The organism is Snodgrassella communis, from assembly GCF_914768045.1.
GTDB lineage: Bacteria > Pseudomonadota > Gammaproteobacteria > Burkholderiales > Neisseriaceae > Snodgrassella > Snodgrassella communis.
On the sequence record NZ_CAJZCD010000009.1, the window covers coordinates 35,479 to 50,789 of the forward strand.

Consider the following 15,311-nt stretch of genomic DNA (forward strand, 5'->3'; position numbering starts at 1 on the left):
ACAAATAAAGAATCTTGCCGATATAAAATCGGCAAGATGGCGATAGTATCATGTTTATTCTGCATGAATCAATTTTTATGCCAATAAAGCACGGATTTTTAGACAAAAAAACAACGCCTATGCTTTACATATGACGGCTTGTGTATTTTTTAGATATTTCCGCCATTTATATATATTTGATACCAGTTTACTTTTTCTTTTAACAAACTTTTATTTAGTTAATTCATTAGTGATATTTTGCAGAAATTGCAGCCGCTCTGGTTTCAGTTTTCCATCGGCCACAGCCAACTTAAGGGCACAGTCTGGTTCCTGCCGATGAGTGCAGTTATGAAAACGGCACTGCCCAATATATTGGCGCATATCGGGGAAATAATGCAGTAAGTCGCTTACCTGTAAATGATGCAAACCAAATGCCTGCAAACCGGGAGAATCGATAAGCTGGCTGTGTGCGTCCAGATCATACAGCTGTGCATGAGTGGTAGTATGACGGCCGGAATCCAGTGCCGCCGAAATGGTACCTACCCGTGCCTGCTCATCGCCCAGCAATGCATTGGTTAATGTCGATTTACCCATACCAGACTGGCCTAACAAAATTGCACATTCCCCCTGCAAATGCTGGCGCAGTGCAGCCACCTCACACAAAGCACTGATATTTATCACCTTATAACCTAGATCTTGATAAAACATCAGTTTTTCCAGCCACTGTGCATTCTGAGGTAAATCTGCCTTGTTTAATACAATTAGCGGTGATATGTTTGCCGCTTCTGCGGCCAGCAATGCACGTTGTAATAATAATTCACTTGGAGTGGGTACAGCAGCCAGTACGATTAACATCAGCGTTACATTGGCAGCAATGAGCTTGCTGCGCGTGGCATCCTGACGATAAAGCAGACTACGTCGTGGCAAACAATCCTCAATCACAGCCTGCTGCTGATTGATATGCCCGATGAGAACTTCATCACCACAGGCAAAATCAATTCTTTTTTTGCGGGTAGTGGCTTCGTAAGTTTTACCAGCAGGTGTACGCACCATAAAGCGCCGCCCAAAACTGGTGATAATCTGCGCCGTCAATAACTCATTCATTTGCTGCACCATACTTAATCTGCCTTTGTGGCTGTCTGCAATGCAGCAATGCGCTCCCGTGCACCCGGATGTGAATCATAAAAGCGCGAATACCAAACATCGCTAACCAGACTGGCTGCATTAGTGCGATAAAGTTTGGTTAAAGCCAGAATTAAATCATTACCATTAGCATGCTTTGCCGCAAATCGATCGGCCTCAAATTCATTTTTGCGCGATAATACACTAGCCAAAGGTGAAAACGGGAAGGTAAAAACAGGCAGCACCAGCATAAATAACAATAAAGCCATAGCATTGCTGGGTTCATGTACACCCAAACCAAGATAAAAGCCTGACTGTGGCAATAACCAGCCTAATACAGCGAATACGATCAACGCCAGTATAAAAGTGACAATCATTTGTTTGAATACATGTTTGTGGGCAAAATGCCCTAACTCATGCGCCAGAACTGCCTCAACTTCGCTTGTTTGCATATCTTTCAGCAAAGTATCAAAAAATACAATGCGTTTGTGTTTCCCCAGACCTGTAAAATAAGCATTACCATGCCCGCTGCGTTTGGAACCATCCATAACGAAAATACCGTCACTATGAAAACCAGTGCGTTGCAACAGGTTTTCGATTCGTGTGCGTAATATCTCATCTTTTAATGGTTCAAATTTATTGAAAAGCGGAGCAATCCATTTGGGAAATGCCCACATCAGTAATAAAGAAAAAATCACCCATACCAGCCACACAGCCAGCCACCAAGCACCGCCAAACCAGTGTGCCGCAATCAGGGTGCGCATCAGCAACAGGATAATATACAGTAAAGGTAAACCAACAATAATAGCTAACAGGCAACCCTTGAACTGATCAGCAAAAAACGTGGCCATTGTCATTTTGTTAAAGCCAAATTTAGCTTCCAGACGAAAACTGCGATACCAAGCCATGGGCCAGCCCAGAATCATATTAACCAATACAAATAGACCAATAAGCACCATTCCCTGAGCAATATCATAATGTACCCATACTCGACTTAGCCGCGTCAGCAAATCCAGCCCACCGCCAAGGGTGAACAACAGCAATAACAATGCCTGAAACACAATTTCATAGCGTGCCAGACGTTGTTTGGCCAAAGTATAATCTGCCGCTTTTTGATGCTCTTTCAGTGTTACACTTTGTGCAAAGGCCACTGGTACATGGCTACGATGCGCCAACACAGCCTTGCTCTGGCGCACAGACAAATATAGCTGACCACATGTACTACATATAAAAAAGAGTAAAAACAGCATATAAACTGTTTGGGCAGAAAGATAAAATGCCATATTAAGAATACACTATGCTTGAAAACAATAATTGTAGCGGAGTTTATCCATTACTGGTTAATAAAGCTGTAACCTAATAGTCGATGGTCTGACAAATATCACCACAATTAGCGGTATTAATAATGATGCACTCTGCCTAAATATTGTCTTGTGGCAATACTAAATACCGCTTACCTCAAACTGATAAAATAATCTTTGTAGATAGCCTTTATACAAACTCTCCTGTTTTGTCTATTCCAGTTTATCTTCTATTAAAACGATTACTGCAACTTAATTGATGGCATATTTACAGGTAAAAATCAGGTTAAACTATCAGCCACAACAGAAAAAAGCTAAAATGATATTTTATTATTAAGCAGAATTGAGATATGCAAAACGCTAAAAATCTTGCTTGGCTGGACATGGAAATGACTGGGTTAAATCCAGATACTGACCGGATTATAGAAGTTGCCATGATTATTACTGATAGCGATCTGAATGTACTGGCACAGTCTGAAGTACTGGTTGTTCACCAACCTGACAGTATTATTGATCATATGGATAAATGGAATACGGCTACCCATACCCGTACCGGTCTGGTGGATAAAGTAAAAGCATCTACCCTGACCGAAGCCGAGGCTGAAGAAAAATTACTGGCCTTTATCAGCGAATGGATACCAGAAAGAACTTCACCAATGTGTGGCAACTCCATTCATCAGGATCGTCGCTTTATGGTGCGCTACATGCCACGACTGGAAGCTTACTTCCACTATCGTAATCTAGATGTATCAACACTCAAGGAATTGGCAAAACGCTGGAATCCTACCGTTGCCAAAGGCATTAGCAAAAAAGGTGCGCATCAGGCTCTGGATGATATCAAAGAAAGTATTGAGGAAATGGCCTATTACCGCGAACATTTCTTAACAATATCCGCCTGATTTTGTATACTGCGTCATTATTTTTTGCTGAAATCCAATCCAGTTATGATGAACCCATCCTGCCCTATTAACCAGACAGCCATTTGGGCACAACTACATCAACACCAGCGTAGTACCCGTTTTTTGCATATGCGCGATTTATTCCGGCAACAGCCAAATCGTTTTGCGCAAATGCATGAACAACTAAACGGTCTATTATTCGATTACAGCAAAAATCGTATCACTGAAGATACTCTGACATTATTAATTGAACTGGCAAATATTGCCGACGTGCGTGGCTGGACAGATAAGATGCGCCGTGGCGATAAAATCAATGTCAGTGAAAACCGTGCAGTACTGCATACAGCCCTCAGATTACCACCACATGCTGTCGTATATGTTGATGATCATAATATCGTACCTGATATTCATCATGAACTTGAACGTGCCTACTGCTTTGCCGAATCAGTGCGCAATGGTGAATACACAGGCGCTCATGGTGAGCGTATTACCGATATTATTAACATTGGCATTGGTGGTTCCCATCTTGGCCCGGAAATGGTCACACTGGCATTGCGTCCTTTTCAGCAGACTGGACTGAATATCCATTACGTTGCCAACGTTGATGGTGCTAATTTAATGCAGGTACTGGATACAGTTAATCCGGCCACAACCGTTTTCATTATTGCCAGCAAATCTTTCACCACACCTGAAACTTTGCTTAATGCGCAGACCGCGCGCAACTGGTTTTTACAGCAAGGGATGAGCGAAGCAGATATCAGCCGTCATTTTATTGCGATTACCAGTGCCGTTGCTAAAGCACAAACCTTTGGCATCATTCCGGAACATATCTTTGCCATGTTCGACTGGGTGGGAGGCCGCTATTCTGTCTGGTCTACTATTGGCCTATCAGTAATTTGTGCCATTGGTAAAGAAAATTTCCAGAATTTTCTGGCAGGTGGGCGGGCAATGGACGAACATTTTTTTCATGCGCCTTTACGACACAATATCCCCGTCCTACTTGGCCTGATTGGCCTGTGGTATCACACTTTTTATACCACCAGCAGCCACGCAATTATTCCTTATGATCATGGATTACGCCGTCTGGCTGCACACTTGCAACAACTGGATATGGAAAGCAATGGTAAACAAGTAGGTCGTTATGGTGAACGACTAGATTTTGATACCGGTCCCATTATCTGGGGTGAAGAAGGCGTAAACTGCCAGCACGCCTTTTTCCAGCTACTTCATCAAGGCCCTCGCCTAATTTCTTCTGATTTTATTGTTCCGATTAACAGCTTTTACCACATCAGTACCCAGCATAAAGTTCTGGCAGCCAATGCCTTTGCCCAAACTGAAGCATTGATGCACGGCAAAACACTGGCAGAAGCATATGCAGAACTTATGCATCTGGACAATAAAAGCCGTGATATTATGGCACCTCAAAAAGTATTTCTCGGCAACCAGCCTTCTAATACACTATTATTAGACGAAATCAACCCATTTAATCTGGGCATGCTACTGGCTATGTATGAACATAAAGTATTTGTACAGGGCATAATTTGGGGCATTAACTCATTTGATCAATGGGGCGTAGAATACGGCAAAGTTCTGGCCAAAAATATTGAACCGGAGTTAAGCACCAACAGCCCGCTACACCATGATGCTTCTACTAACGGCCTCATTGACTATTTTAGAAAACATCACCATGACACAAATCTTACTTGATATCACCTCCAAACTGAACACACTGGGGCATACCGTAACCTGCGCCGAATCGTGTACTAGTGGCCTGCTGGCTGCCGAGTTGACCCGCCTGCCGGGCAGTTCAAACTGGTTTAATATGGGTTATATCACCTACAGTAATCAGGCCAAACAACAACTACTGAACGTTAACGATACAACCTTGCGTCACTATGGTGCTGTTAGTGAAGAATGTGTGCGCGAAATGGCACTGGGCGCACTGATTGATGCCAAGGCAAATTACGCTCTCTCCGTTTCCGGTATTGCCGGCCCAACTGGCGGCAGCGCTGAAAAGCCTGTCGGTACTGTGTGGTTCGGACTGGCAACCAAGCAACGCATCTGGGCAAAGCATCACCAGTTTAACGGTAACAGAGATATGATTCGGGCACAGGCAGTAGAATATGCATTACGTTTTTTACGTCAATATTTATACCGTTAAACAGAAATATACTCAGACAGAAGAAATAGAACAGACAAAATAAAACTGGCCGGTTTTGAATAACTGGCCAGTTTTGTTTTAATGAACCTGAAAAATTAGCTGTCTTTATTCAATACGTTCTCCATGAATACTCACATCCATACCTTCACGTTCAGCATCATGATCAATACGCAAACCGCGACAAATAATGGCTACAATCTTAAGAATCAGATAAGTCATCATCACACTGTACCCAATAGTAATAGCCACATCTTTTATCTGTGCCAGCAACTGCGCTCCAATCGTAGCTTCTCCGCCGAAAATGGCATTACTGAACAGCACACCAGTTAAAACAGAACCCACAATACCGCCAAAACCATGAATACCAAAAGCATCAAGCGAATCATCATAGCCAAATCTGCGTTTTAAAAACACCGCTGCAAAATAGGCAGCAACAGCCGTTACCACCCCAATCACCAGCGCAGCCTGCGGACCAACAAAACCAGCTGCTGGCGTAATACCCACCAGACCGGATACCGCACCAGAAGCCATACCTAAAGCAGATGGCTTATGTCCGGCCATTTTTTCACACAGCATCCATGTTAGTGCAGCAGAAGCTGCCGCAACCTGAGTAACAGCCATAGCCATACCGGCAGAAGCATCCGCAGCACCGGCCGAACCAGCATTAAAACCAAACCAGCCCACCCATAACATAGCAGCACCAGTTAATGTTAATACCATATTGTGTGGCGCCATCACATCCTTACCAAAACCCAGACGCTTACCAATCACCAAGGCCGCTACCAGACCAGCAACACCGGCATTAATATGCACCACCGTCCCACCGGCAAAATCCAGAACTGGCGTATGCGCATCAGCCATAAAACCGCCGCCCCAGACCCAATGACATACTGGCGCATAAACCAAAATTACCCAGAGACCAGAAAACAACAACAAAGCTGAAAATTTCAAACGCTCAGCAAAAGCACCCGTCACAATAGCAGTAGAAATAATCGCAAAAGTCATTTGAAAAAACATAAACACCGATTCAGGAACAGTACCGTCTCCATTAACAATAGTTGTCATTCCTCGGTTCTGATCCAACCCCATACCATCAAGCATAAAACGATCAAACCCGCCAATAAATGCATTACCAGGCGTAAAAGCAAACGAATAGCCTATTACCATCCACAATACACTTACCAGTGCGGCAACCGTAAAACTATGCATCATTGTGCCCAGTACATTTTTCTTACGCACCATGCCACCATAAAACAAAGCTAAGCCAGGTACCGTCATCAACAGAACCAACACCGCAGAAGTCATTACCCACGCCGTATTGCCTGCGTTTATTTCCGACAATGGCCGCCACCAGCCGGCCAGATCAGCAGCCAGTAGCGGTAATGGCAATAACAGTACCGCGACTATCACCCATTTTCTTATCCGATCCATATTCTCTCTCCTTTCTTGAATATCAGTTATCGTCTATACAGCTGCCGAACCAGTCTCACCGGTACGGATTCGCACCACTTCCTCCACAGGTAAAACAAAAATCTTGCCATCACCTACCTTACCTGTTCTGCCACTAGCAATAATGGCTTCAACCGCACGCTCTACCAGCTCATCCACCAGCACAATTTCTATTTTAATCTTGGGTAAAAAATCTACTTCATACTCAGCACCGCGATAGATCTCAGTATGCCCTCTTTGTCGCCCAAAGCCTTTCACCTCGCTTACAGTCATTCCCTGTACCCCAATTTCAGCCAAAGCCTCGCGGACATCATCCAGTTTGAAAGGTTTAATCATTGCTGTGATTTTTTTCATATAACACCTCTTTCATCGAAACCCACTATCCACCGTCAACCGCGCATCCCAAAGTAGCAAACTACCCAGATTAACTTAACCATGTAGCACGATTTACACCAATCAACACCAACTCAATGCACCATACATCTTTCCTTTAAATTTGCAAAGATGTATCAAAATTACTGAGGTATCGTTTACCACTTTACAGTAACCCACTCATTATCTATAGCAGCCCAAATTCCTGCACAAGCCACAAAACATAGCAAATACAACCAATAAAATAAAAAATCAACAACATCAATAATGGATATTAATTCACAACAACAAATGTTTACCCTTGCCCTATTTCTTCTGCTGCGATAACTAAGCTCAGATAACATCAGCCCGAAAAAAACGTACAGATGTTACAAAACTACCTATACCCATAAAAAAATATAACCATAATCTGACAATTAGCCTCCATAGCAGACACACATCAACCAGTTACAATCAGGTATAATCACACACTAACAGCAAAATAAACACATACACATTATTCAGACTTTTGTTTCTATCAAGAGGCCAACATGCTAATTTGCAATCCATATGAAATTGTTATTCAGGGCATGACAAATAATAATAAACCTTTTCGCCCCAGTGACTGGGCTGAAAGACTATGCGGTGTTTTGTCTTCTTTTGATCAGGGGCACCGTCTGTCTTATCACCAATGGGTACGGCCGATTCTAGTAGACAATATCCGCTGTGTTGCCGTTGATCGCAAACTCGAACAGATCAGCGCCACCGCTTTTAATTTCCTCATGGATTTTGCCCGTGACAATGACTTACGTGTTCTGGATTGCAAAGCCTTATTAGAAGAACAGCAACACACTCAAATTCCATTAAAAAACGCAATCAAACAGGAAAACTCTACACAACAAACAATCGTTACCGACCAGCCGGCGGCCAACACAATCAATACTGCATTACGAGAACTTACACCAGAAGAAGATACCACAGCATTCCCGGCACTCCACCGCCTGCATACTAATATTCGTGGTATCGGACAATTTCAAGAACTGATACAGATTCAGCGAGCGGAAGGCTATCGCCTCTTAGGCATATTTGAAGAAGGCAAACAAAATGCCACCACCATTTGTGGCTTCCGCATCCAAACTACCCTGATAGCAGGAAAACATCTGAATATTGAAGACCTGAGCAGCTATCATCAGCCTATCGACGACAACCATATCCTCACAATCTTAAACGAACTGAAAAAAATTGCTCATCAAGAGCACTGCACCTGCATTCATGCAAACTCCAGCGTAACAACAGACAGCAACAACCTACATCATTTATATCTGAAGCATGGCTTCACATTAAACAGCCACCAATTCACCTATCAACTAACTTAAACAACAGCCGCTCATACATCACCTAAACATAGCAAAGATAAATCCTACTGAGCTTTATCTTTCATAAACCGGCTCAAATCAAAACATTTACCAAAAAGGAAAAACACCTTAGCTGATATAAATCAGCGAGTATGCAAACATCATCAAGCCTTATCATTATTAACTTATATAGTAAGTGCTAGCACAGGAAAACATAATATTAAATCACAAGATTTACTTACCATTATCAAGAAATAAGCAACCAAACCCCATCAATAATAAAATGATTATAGTTACCGCTTTGCTAATACAGTAAGTTATCTATCCCCTAAAAATAGTACAGCTCCGAAGTAGAAAATTTTCTCCGTTAGCCCACAGGGGATTTAAATGTGAAAAAATGACTGAACATCAGATTGTATCTATTTTAAAAGAAGCTGAAGTTGGTATTCTCATTAAAAATTTGCGGTAAATATGGCATGGAGAATTCGGCTTTTTATTAATGGCGCGATAAATACGGTGGCGCTTAAAGAAGCTGGCAACTGAAGGCCGCAAGCTTAAGCAGGTGTTTGCTGAGCTGAGTTTAAAAGCTCAGCTTTGGAGAAAACCATAAGAAAACTATAGTGCCTACCAAGGCACATAAAGCTTGGGCTGTGTAACTGCAAGAATCTAATCACCTCATAGTTAGCACAACCATCACATCAGAATCACGCGATGCAGAAACAATTGAGAATGTTTCTGCTTTGTCGCCATACCGTTTGAGTATAGAGAACTTACTACCCCAAAACGTATCTGTTCTTCTATAAAAAAACTGCATAGACCAGCTAAATCTGATCTATGCAGTTTTTTCATTCAAACTAAATTATTCAGCTTCTGCCAGATAACCGCGTAATTTCTGCATCGCCTTGGCTTCAATCTGGCGAATACGTTCTGCGGATACACCATACTCACCAGCAAGATCATGCAAGGTCAAGCCACCATCATCTGCCAGCCAGCGACTTTCAACAATATGGCGACTGCGGTCGTCCAGTTTGGCTAGTGCTTCCTGCAAGCCTTCAGTCTGTAAGGCATAATGTGCCTGTTGTGCCAGCACTTGTGTTGGCTCGTTAGCGCTATCAGTTAACCAGTCTATCGGCGCAAAATTATCTTCATCGTCATTTTCTGCCAGCAATGACATGTCTTTGCCGGTCATGCGCTGTTCCATTTCCAGAACTTCAGAGAGCTTTACGCCCAAATCATCGGCAATAGATTGCGCTTCTTTATTACTCAATGCTGCCATGGACTTACGCATACTGCGTAAATTGAAAAACAACTTGCGCTGAGGTTTGGTAGTAGCTACGCGTACCAGACGCCAGTTACGTAAAATAAATTCGTGAATTTCAGCTTTAATCCAATGTACCGCAAACGAAAACAGACGTACGCCACGACTTGGCTGAAAGCGTTTTACCGCTTTCATCAAACCGATATTGCCCTCCTGAATCAAATCCGCCTGATTCAGGCCATAACCATCATAACCACGTGCAATAGAAACCACTACACGCAAATGAGACAAAATCAGTTTTTTAGCAGCCTCTAGATCCCCTTCGGTCTGGCGTACCGCCAAATCCTGTTCTTCCTCGGGGGAAAGCATAGGAATATTGTTTACGGTATGAATGTATTGCTCCAAACTACCATGCCCTGTCGGCACGGGTAATGCAAAAGCGGTATTCATGCCTATCCTTTCTGTGTGTGCCCAGTTATTTTAATTACTCCTGTTACAACACAATAACACGTTGTTTGTTACAGGAAAACCAATTAATCAATAACTAAGCTGATTATTTATCATTGTAATTAAAATATGAATGTACTTCAATTACTATTTATGATTCGTTCATTATGGGTAAAATAATGTATTTTGCAGATTTCAATTATAAAAATTTATTATACACATCAATCCAATTTGTTTAATGGCGATAACGCCCATACACGTTGATTATTAACAATAAAAACAGGCTAATCAAGGCCAAAGGCCAGCTGCTCCCCAGCCACATATAAGGCGTATCCCCCCGATAGCCAGAGATTTTTCCTTCCAATACGGCCGCCGTATCGGGTTTTAGCTGTGCCACAACTTGCCCCTTAGGATTAATAATGGCTGTCATACCCGTATTGGTGGCACGCACCATATAGCGCCCGGTTTCCAGTGCCCGTGCCTGTGATTGCTGTAAATGCTGTTGCATAGCATGTGAGTGCCCATACCAAGCCATATTGCTTACATTAGCCAGCAAACTGGCTTGTTTGGCCGCTGCGATTAATTCATCACCAAAACCATCTTCATAGCAGATATTAAAAGCAACATGCTGATTTGCTAATTGTAATGGCGTCTGAACAGAACCACCTTTGGAGAAGCCTGCCAGTGGCATATCCATCCAGCGATACAGCCAGCCCAGCAATTGCGGTAATGGGATATATTCACCAAACGGAACCAGATGATTTTTAGCATAATAAGGTAAACCGGCTGTAGCAGTATTGGCTGTAAAATTAACCACCGAATTCAGGTAACCATTTCCATCTGCAGTATATTGGGGAATGCCAGCAGCCAATGCCGAACCATGCTCCCGCGCAAGATGAGCAAATATTTCCAATTGTTCTGGCGGCATATCCTGCCGCATCACCGGAATAGCCGTCTCTGGCAGAATAACAATATTAGCGCGTGTACTGGCTATCTGATCAAGATAGCGCTGTAGTGTGGGTTGTAAAGAACGCTCATCCCATTTAAGGGATTGTGGAATATTGCCTTGTGCCAGCGCCACTGTGGCATGAGTACCATCAGCCTGTGTAAAGTTGTACTGTAATAAAACCGCTCCCAGCAACCACACACTTATCAGGCTGACACCACAGCCAATCTTTGCTTTACGTTTTGTTGCCAGCAACAGTTCTGCTAACCATGCACCACTGGCAACAGTAACCAGTGTTACCAGAAAAATACCGCCCACTGGAGCGAAACCGGCTAAAGCTGAATCTGCTATCTGGCTATATCCCCAAATCCCCCAGCCAAAACCAGTTAGCGCGCGTTCGCGTACAAATTCAGCCACTGTCCATAATAGCGGTAATATCACAGCATGACAGGTTGTATTGGAAAACCTGAATTTTCCCAACAACCAGAATACCAAAGCCGGATAAATAGCCAGATAGGCCGGTAACAACATGGTTAGTGGCCATGCTAAAAACTGTGGTAACCCGGCAATATCATGTAAGGCAATGTCTATCCAGTACAATAATGTTGTATATGCCGTTAATGCCCAAAGATAGGCAGAACGAATACGCCATTGTGGACGTGCAGCTTGTAAAAGCAGTAATACGGCCAGCAAAACAGGTAACAGCCAGTAATGATAATAAGGAGCAAAAGCAAATGGCACCAGAGCTGCTGACAATAATAATAGCGGCCAGTACACCCATGTCTTTGCTAAAACAGCATAACATTTCATACCAGAAGAATACTGCACAGACATATCCAGTTTATTAGTCACATAAAGCTCCACAGCCTTTAGTTAGCCGAATTAAATTTGCTGAATCACCATAGCCCACAGCCAGCAAACACTCGCATTTGCAGCCTGAATCTACATTTTCTGCCAGTGCTAAAGCAGTAGTTTCAGAAGCTGAATCAGATCAATGGTATTTCAACATACAACCATAACAGGTATTTAAATATTAGTGAGCATTATTTTTTACAGTTACCATCAAGGTCTGTAAACGCCGTGCATCAGCTTTGGCAACAGTGAAATTCAATTTACCAATGGTAATTTTTTCACCCCGTACCGGCATGTGACCTAATTCCTGAATGACTAGACCACCAATCGTATCTACTTCATCATCAGAATAATCGGTACCGAAAAATACATTGATGTCTTCTATTTCTGTTACGGCATTTACGCGGAAACGTTCAGCCGATACAGCCAAGATATTATCGGCACTATCATCTTCATCAAATTCGTCTTCAATATCGCCGAAAATGGGTTCTATCACATCTTCGAATGTCACCAGTCCCGATGTACCACCATATTCGTCGACAACAATCGCCATATGATTACGTTGCTCACGAAATTCTTTCAGCAGCGTACTCAGAGATTTTCCCTCAGGAACAAACACAGCCGGACGCAGTATCTGTTCTAGCTGAAAATGTTCACCTCTGCCCCAATATTTAAGTAAATCCTTAGCATGCAGGATACCCAGAATTTCATCTTTATCTTCACCAATCACGGGAAAGCGCGAATGGGTTGTATCAATAATATAAGCAATAATTTTATCTAACGGATCTTCTATTTTAAGCACATCCATCTGACTGCGCGTTATCATCGCATCACGCACCTCCAGATCAGCAAAATCCAGTACGTTTTCCAGATACTGTAAAGTATCCGCATCAAAAACCTGCCGTTCATGCGCTTCCCGCAAAGTTTGTAATACTTCCTCTTCAGTATCTGGAGCCTCTCCAGATATACGATTTACCAGTCGCTCAAAAAATCCGGGTTTCGACGAACTCTCGTCCATAATCAATATTCATCCTGTGCATAGGGATTCGCATATCCTAACTGATGCAGTATCCGTATTTCAAGTGCTTCCATTATTTCAGCCTCATCATCTTCAATATGATCATAACCCATCAGATGCAAAGTTCCGTGAACAGTTAAATGAGCATAGTGTGCCATCAATGGTTTATGTTGCGCTATGGCTTCTTTTTCAATTACCTGAGGACAAAACACCAAATCACCATGAAGTCCATCGCTCTCTGGCAAATACATGTCTTCACCCTCATTAAGCGCGAAACTTAACACATTAGTTGCATAATTTTTGTGTCGAAAATCATAATTGAACTGGCATGCTTCTTCTTCATCACATAACAATATAGCAATATTGGCGCGTTTATAACAGTTTTTACACGTTTGCCATATCCACTGCCGCCACTGACTAATAACGGGAACATGATTAGCACTGCTGCGGTTATCAACATCTAAACTGAATATCTGGTTCAAATGCTGTAATACCGGCTTTTTCTTGGCAATTTTCATTTACTTTATTTGTAATCCTGATGATTATATTTTAGCAAGCACAACTGATAAATGCACTAATCACGCTAACTATGCAATCCAATATCATCTATTTTTGTTTTCAATTTCATATTGAGGTTTATGATAAACAACAGTATTTTTTAAAAACAATTAACTTCTCTTTATTCAAACTAATAAGATATGATAATTTGTCATCATGTAGCTGGCATGATATTATTATAATCAATTGAATTATAATACCTTTCTACTCAGGCGTTGTTAGATATGGCTCGTATAAGAAATAAATTTGGGATATATGATCAATAATATCCAAAAAACCAATATCCATATCAGAACCTTCAAGGATAATAGCTTCTATTATTCTATCCACTTCGCTCTATTTGTTTATTAAGAGAAATTCATATTATCTGTTAGCACTTTTATCAAATCAGGATTATCTTCAATAAATGTATCTATATCTGTTGTAAGATACAGCATGTGAATTGAGAATATATTTTTCTATAAATATAGGATGAGTATTTTTGTTGATAAAGAAAAACATTGCTTTATCTATATAAGCAAGCAATATATCTACTTTGCTTGTGACTACATTACTAAAAGCTGGTTTTTAGGTTTTTTGCTACCGGATGCAAACTACTTTATTATTTGGCACGAACATGCTAATTAATTAATTCTATACATATCCACTTATCTTTTCTTTAATAGCCTGACTAATTTCTGCATTATTTTATTCAGAAAATATTTGAATTATCATTAGTTTATTTTATTAATATATTGTATTTGCATTAAAACAGATGTTACAAAATGTATTCAATACAGCCTTACAGCCTTATTTACCTAATAATAAATTTTTTATGTTTGATGCTAATATATTGCTAACCATTTAACCTTTGCCCATTATCAGTATCTGTTTAATCGTATCTGCTTAATCAGACGATTATGCTACAGCTAACTTTGTTATCTTATAATTAGAATACAGTGATCTAAGTAATATGGTTGAATATATCAATAAAAACATACTTAGGACTGTTGCCAGCAAATACACCCAATTTAGACAACAATCAAAGAGTCTGTTTCATCAATAAAACAAAATTCATAAGAAAATTCAGTTTTTATTTAAAAAGCATAAATATTCTTATAGCAAGACACATGTAGTGTATTGATTACCCATTAAAGAAATTATGAATTACATTGTTGCTGAAAAACAGTCATCAATTTAATTCCGGATACTACAATCCTTTAACCCTGTCCAATTGCTAGAAACAGGGTTTTCTTCAGAAATAATCAGTTAGTGTAAGATATCTACAATACTGCGTGCAGCACGCCGAGCATCCAATAAAATCAGCCCCAGCTTCGCACCCTCATTGGCAGTGACAGCCAATACATTGTTATCTCCAGCCTGAATCAGCAGAATGTAGCCATGCTTACCTTTAACCATAACTTGTTCAAGCTCATCACACTGCAACTCACGAGAAGTACGGTTACCTAAAGCAAGCAGAGCTGCAGCCATTGCACCAACGCGGTCTGGATCAACACCATTTGGTAACAAGGTTGCTACCGGCAGACCATCGGAGGAAATTACAGCAGATGCGGTAATGTCAGCCGAAGAGCTATTTAAATCACTTAATACCGAAACCAGTAATTGTTCTTGCATC

At 41.4% G+C, this 15,311-nt stretch carries 13 protein-coding genes; 4 read left to right on the forward strand and 9 right to left on the reverse strand.

Annotated elements, in window-relative coordinates; genetic code table 11:
- Positions 1–210 precede the first annotated feature (210 nt).
- A complete protein-coding gene (rsgA, locus tag MJ761_RS08955; RefSeq protein ID WP_093092481.1) occupies positions 211–1,083 on the reverse strand; it encodes a ribosome small subunit-dependent GTPase A in 873 nt (290 codons plus the stop codon).
- 14 nt (positions 1,084–1,097) lie between these two features.
- A complete protein-coding gene (locus tag MJ761_RS08960; protein WP_239392907.1) occupies positions 1,098–2,351 on the reverse strand; it encodes a M48 family metallopeptidase in 1,254 nt (417 codons plus the stop codon).
- A gap of 401 nt (positions 2,352–2,752) precedes the next feature.
- Here MJ761_RS08960 and orn point away from each other — a divergent pair, with 401 nt between their 5' ends.
- From orn to MJ761_RS08975, 3 genes are read left to right on the forward strand one after another with little or no spacing between them, the layout of a single operon-like run.
- The gene (orn, locus tag MJ761_RS08965; protein WP_093092418.1) at positions 2,753–3,301 is read left to right on the forward strand and encodes an oligoribonuclease; all 549 of its coding nucleotides are present in this window, start codon (positions 2,753–2,755) and stop codon (positions 3,299–3,301) included.
- A gap of 48 nt (positions 3,302–3,349) precedes the next feature.
- Positions 3,350–5,008, forward strand: a complete 1,659-nt coding sequence (gene pgi / locus MJ761_RS08970) for a glucose-6-phosphate isomerase (protein ID WP_093092483.1) — start codon at positions 3,350–3,352, stop codon at positions 5,006–5,008.
- A complete protein-coding gene (locus MJ761_RS08975) occupies positions 4,989–5,462 on the forward strand; it encodes a CinA family protein (protein ID WP_093092420.1) in 474 nt (157 codons plus the stop codon). Before pgi ends, MJ761_RS08975 begins: the two co-directional genes overlap by 20 nt.
- 105 nt (positions 5,463–5,567) lie before the next feature.
- Here MJ761_RS08975 and MJ761_RS08980 read toward each other — a convergent pair whose 3' ends face one another.
- The gene (locus MJ761_RS08980) at positions 5,568–6,893 is read right to left on the reverse strand and encodes an ammonium transporter (protein WP_093092422.1); all 1,326 of its coding nucleotides are present in this window, start codon (positions 6,891–6,893) and stop codon (positions 5,568–5,570) included.
- 33 nt (positions 6,894–6,926) lie between these two features.
- Positions 6,927–7,265, reverse strand: coding sequence for a P-II family nitrogen regulator (locus MJ761_RS08985; RefSeq protein ID WP_037406940.1), 339 nt, complete (start codon positions 7,263–7,265; stop codon positions 6,927–6,929).
- 548 nt (positions 7,266–7,813) lie between these two features.
- On the opposite strand from MJ761_RS08985, the gene MJ761_RS08990 reads away from it, so the two are divergent.
- Complete coding sequence (locus tag MJ761_RS08990) at positions 7,814–8,638, forward strand: DUF3579 domain-containing protein (protein WP_093092424.1); 825 nt, start codon at positions 7,814–7,816, stop codon at positions 8,636–8,638.
- Between the two features lie 838 nt (positions 8,639–9,476).
- Here the strand turns inward: MJ761_RS08990 and rpoH are convergent.
- The 5 genes from rpoH to MJ761_RS09015 all read right to left on the reverse strand — a co-directional run bounded on the left by rpoH (position 9,477) and on the right by MJ761_RS09015 (position 15,310).
- On the reverse strand, positions 9,477–10,325 hold the full coding sequence (gene rpoH, locus MJ761_RS08995) for an RNA polymerase sigma factor RpoH (RefSeq protein ID WP_093092426.1): 849 nt from the start codon (positions 10,323–10,325) through the stop codon (positions 9,477–9,479).
- A 232-nt stretch (positions 10,326–10,557) separates the two neighbouring features.
- On the reverse strand, positions 10,558–12,078 hold the full coding sequence (lnt, locus tag MJ761_RS09000) for an apolipoprotein N-acyltransferase (protein WP_093092485.1): 1,521 nt from the start codon (positions 12,076–12,078) through the stop codon (positions 10,558–10,560).
- Between the two features lie 223 nt (positions 12,079–12,301).
- The gene (locus tag MJ761_RS09005) at positions 12,302–13,138 is read right to left on the reverse strand and encodes an HlyC/CorC family transporter (protein ID WP_093092428.1); all 837 of its coding nucleotides are present in this window, start codon (positions 13,136–13,138) and stop codon (positions 12,302–12,304) included.
- Between the two features lie 2 nt (positions 13,139–13,140).
- Positions 13,141–13,656, reverse strand: a complete 516-nt coding sequence (gene ybeY / locus MJ761_RS09010) for an rRNA maturation RNase YbeY (RefSeq protein WP_093092430.1) — start codon at positions 13,654–13,656, stop codon at positions 13,141–13,143.
- Positions 13,657–14,944: 1,288 nt separating this feature from the next.
- Positions 14,945–15,310, reverse strand: a complete 366-nt coding sequence (locus tag MJ761_RS09015) for a roadblock/LC7 domain-containing protein (RefSeq protein WP_037406921.1) — start codon at positions 15,308–15,310, stop codon at positions 14,945–14,947.
- Position 15,311: the final 1 nt, after the last annotated feature.

Excerpts from the sequence above, each read along its gene's own strand:
- orn (WP_093092418.1), top strand. The coding sequence starts at position 2,753 with ATGCAAAACGCTAAAAATCTTGCTTGGCTGGACATGGAAATGACTGGG.
- MJ761_RS08985 (WP_037406940.1), bottom strand. The coding sequence starts at position 7,265 with ATGAAAAAAATCACAGCAATGATTAAACCTTTCAAACTGGATGATGTC.
- MJ761_RS08980 (WP_093092422.1), bottom strand. The coding sequence starts at position 6,893 with ATGGATCGGATAAGAAAATGGGTGATAGTCGCGGTACTGTTATTGCCA.
- MJ761_RS09005 (WP_093092428.1), bottom strand. The coding sequence starts at position 13,138 with ATGGACGAGAGTTCGTCGAAACCCGGATTTTTTGAGCGACTGGTAAAT.
- rsgA (WP_093092481.1), bottom strand. The coding sequence starts at position 1,083 with ATGAATGAGTTATTGACGGCGCAGATTATCACCAGTTTTGGGCGGCGC.
- MJ761_RS08960 (WP_239392907.1), bottom strand. The coding sequence starts at position 2,351 with ATGCTGTTTTTACTCTTTTTTATATGTAGTACATGTGGTCAGCTATAT.
- rpoH (WP_093092426.1), bottom strand. The coding sequence starts at position 10,325 with ATGAATACCGCTTTTGCATTACCCGTGCCGACAGGGCATGGTAGTTTG.
- MJ761_RS08990 (WP_093092424.1), top strand. The coding sequence starts at position 7,814 with ATGCTAATTTGCAATCCATATGAAATTGTTATTCAGGGCATGACAAAT.
- MJ761_RS08975 (WP_093092420.1), top strand. The coding sequence starts at position 4,989 with ATGACACAAATCTTACTTGATATCACCTCCAAACTGAACACACTGGGG.
- MJ761_RS09015 (WP_037406921.1), bottom strand. The coding sequence starts at position 15,310 with ATGCAAGAACAATTACTGGTTTCGGTATTAAGTGATTTAAATAGCTCT.
- pgi (WP_093092483.1), top strand. The coding sequence starts at position 3,350 with ATGAACCCATCCTGCCCTATTAACCAGACAGCCATTTGGGCACAACTA.
- ybeY (WP_093092430.1), bottom strand. The coding sequence starts at position 13,656 with ATGAAAATTGCCAAGAAAAAGCCGGTATTACAGCATTTGAACCAGATA.
- lnt (WP_093092485.1), bottom strand. The coding sequence starts at position 12,078 with ATGAAATGTTATGCTGTTTTAGCAAAGACATGGGTGTACTGGCCGCTA.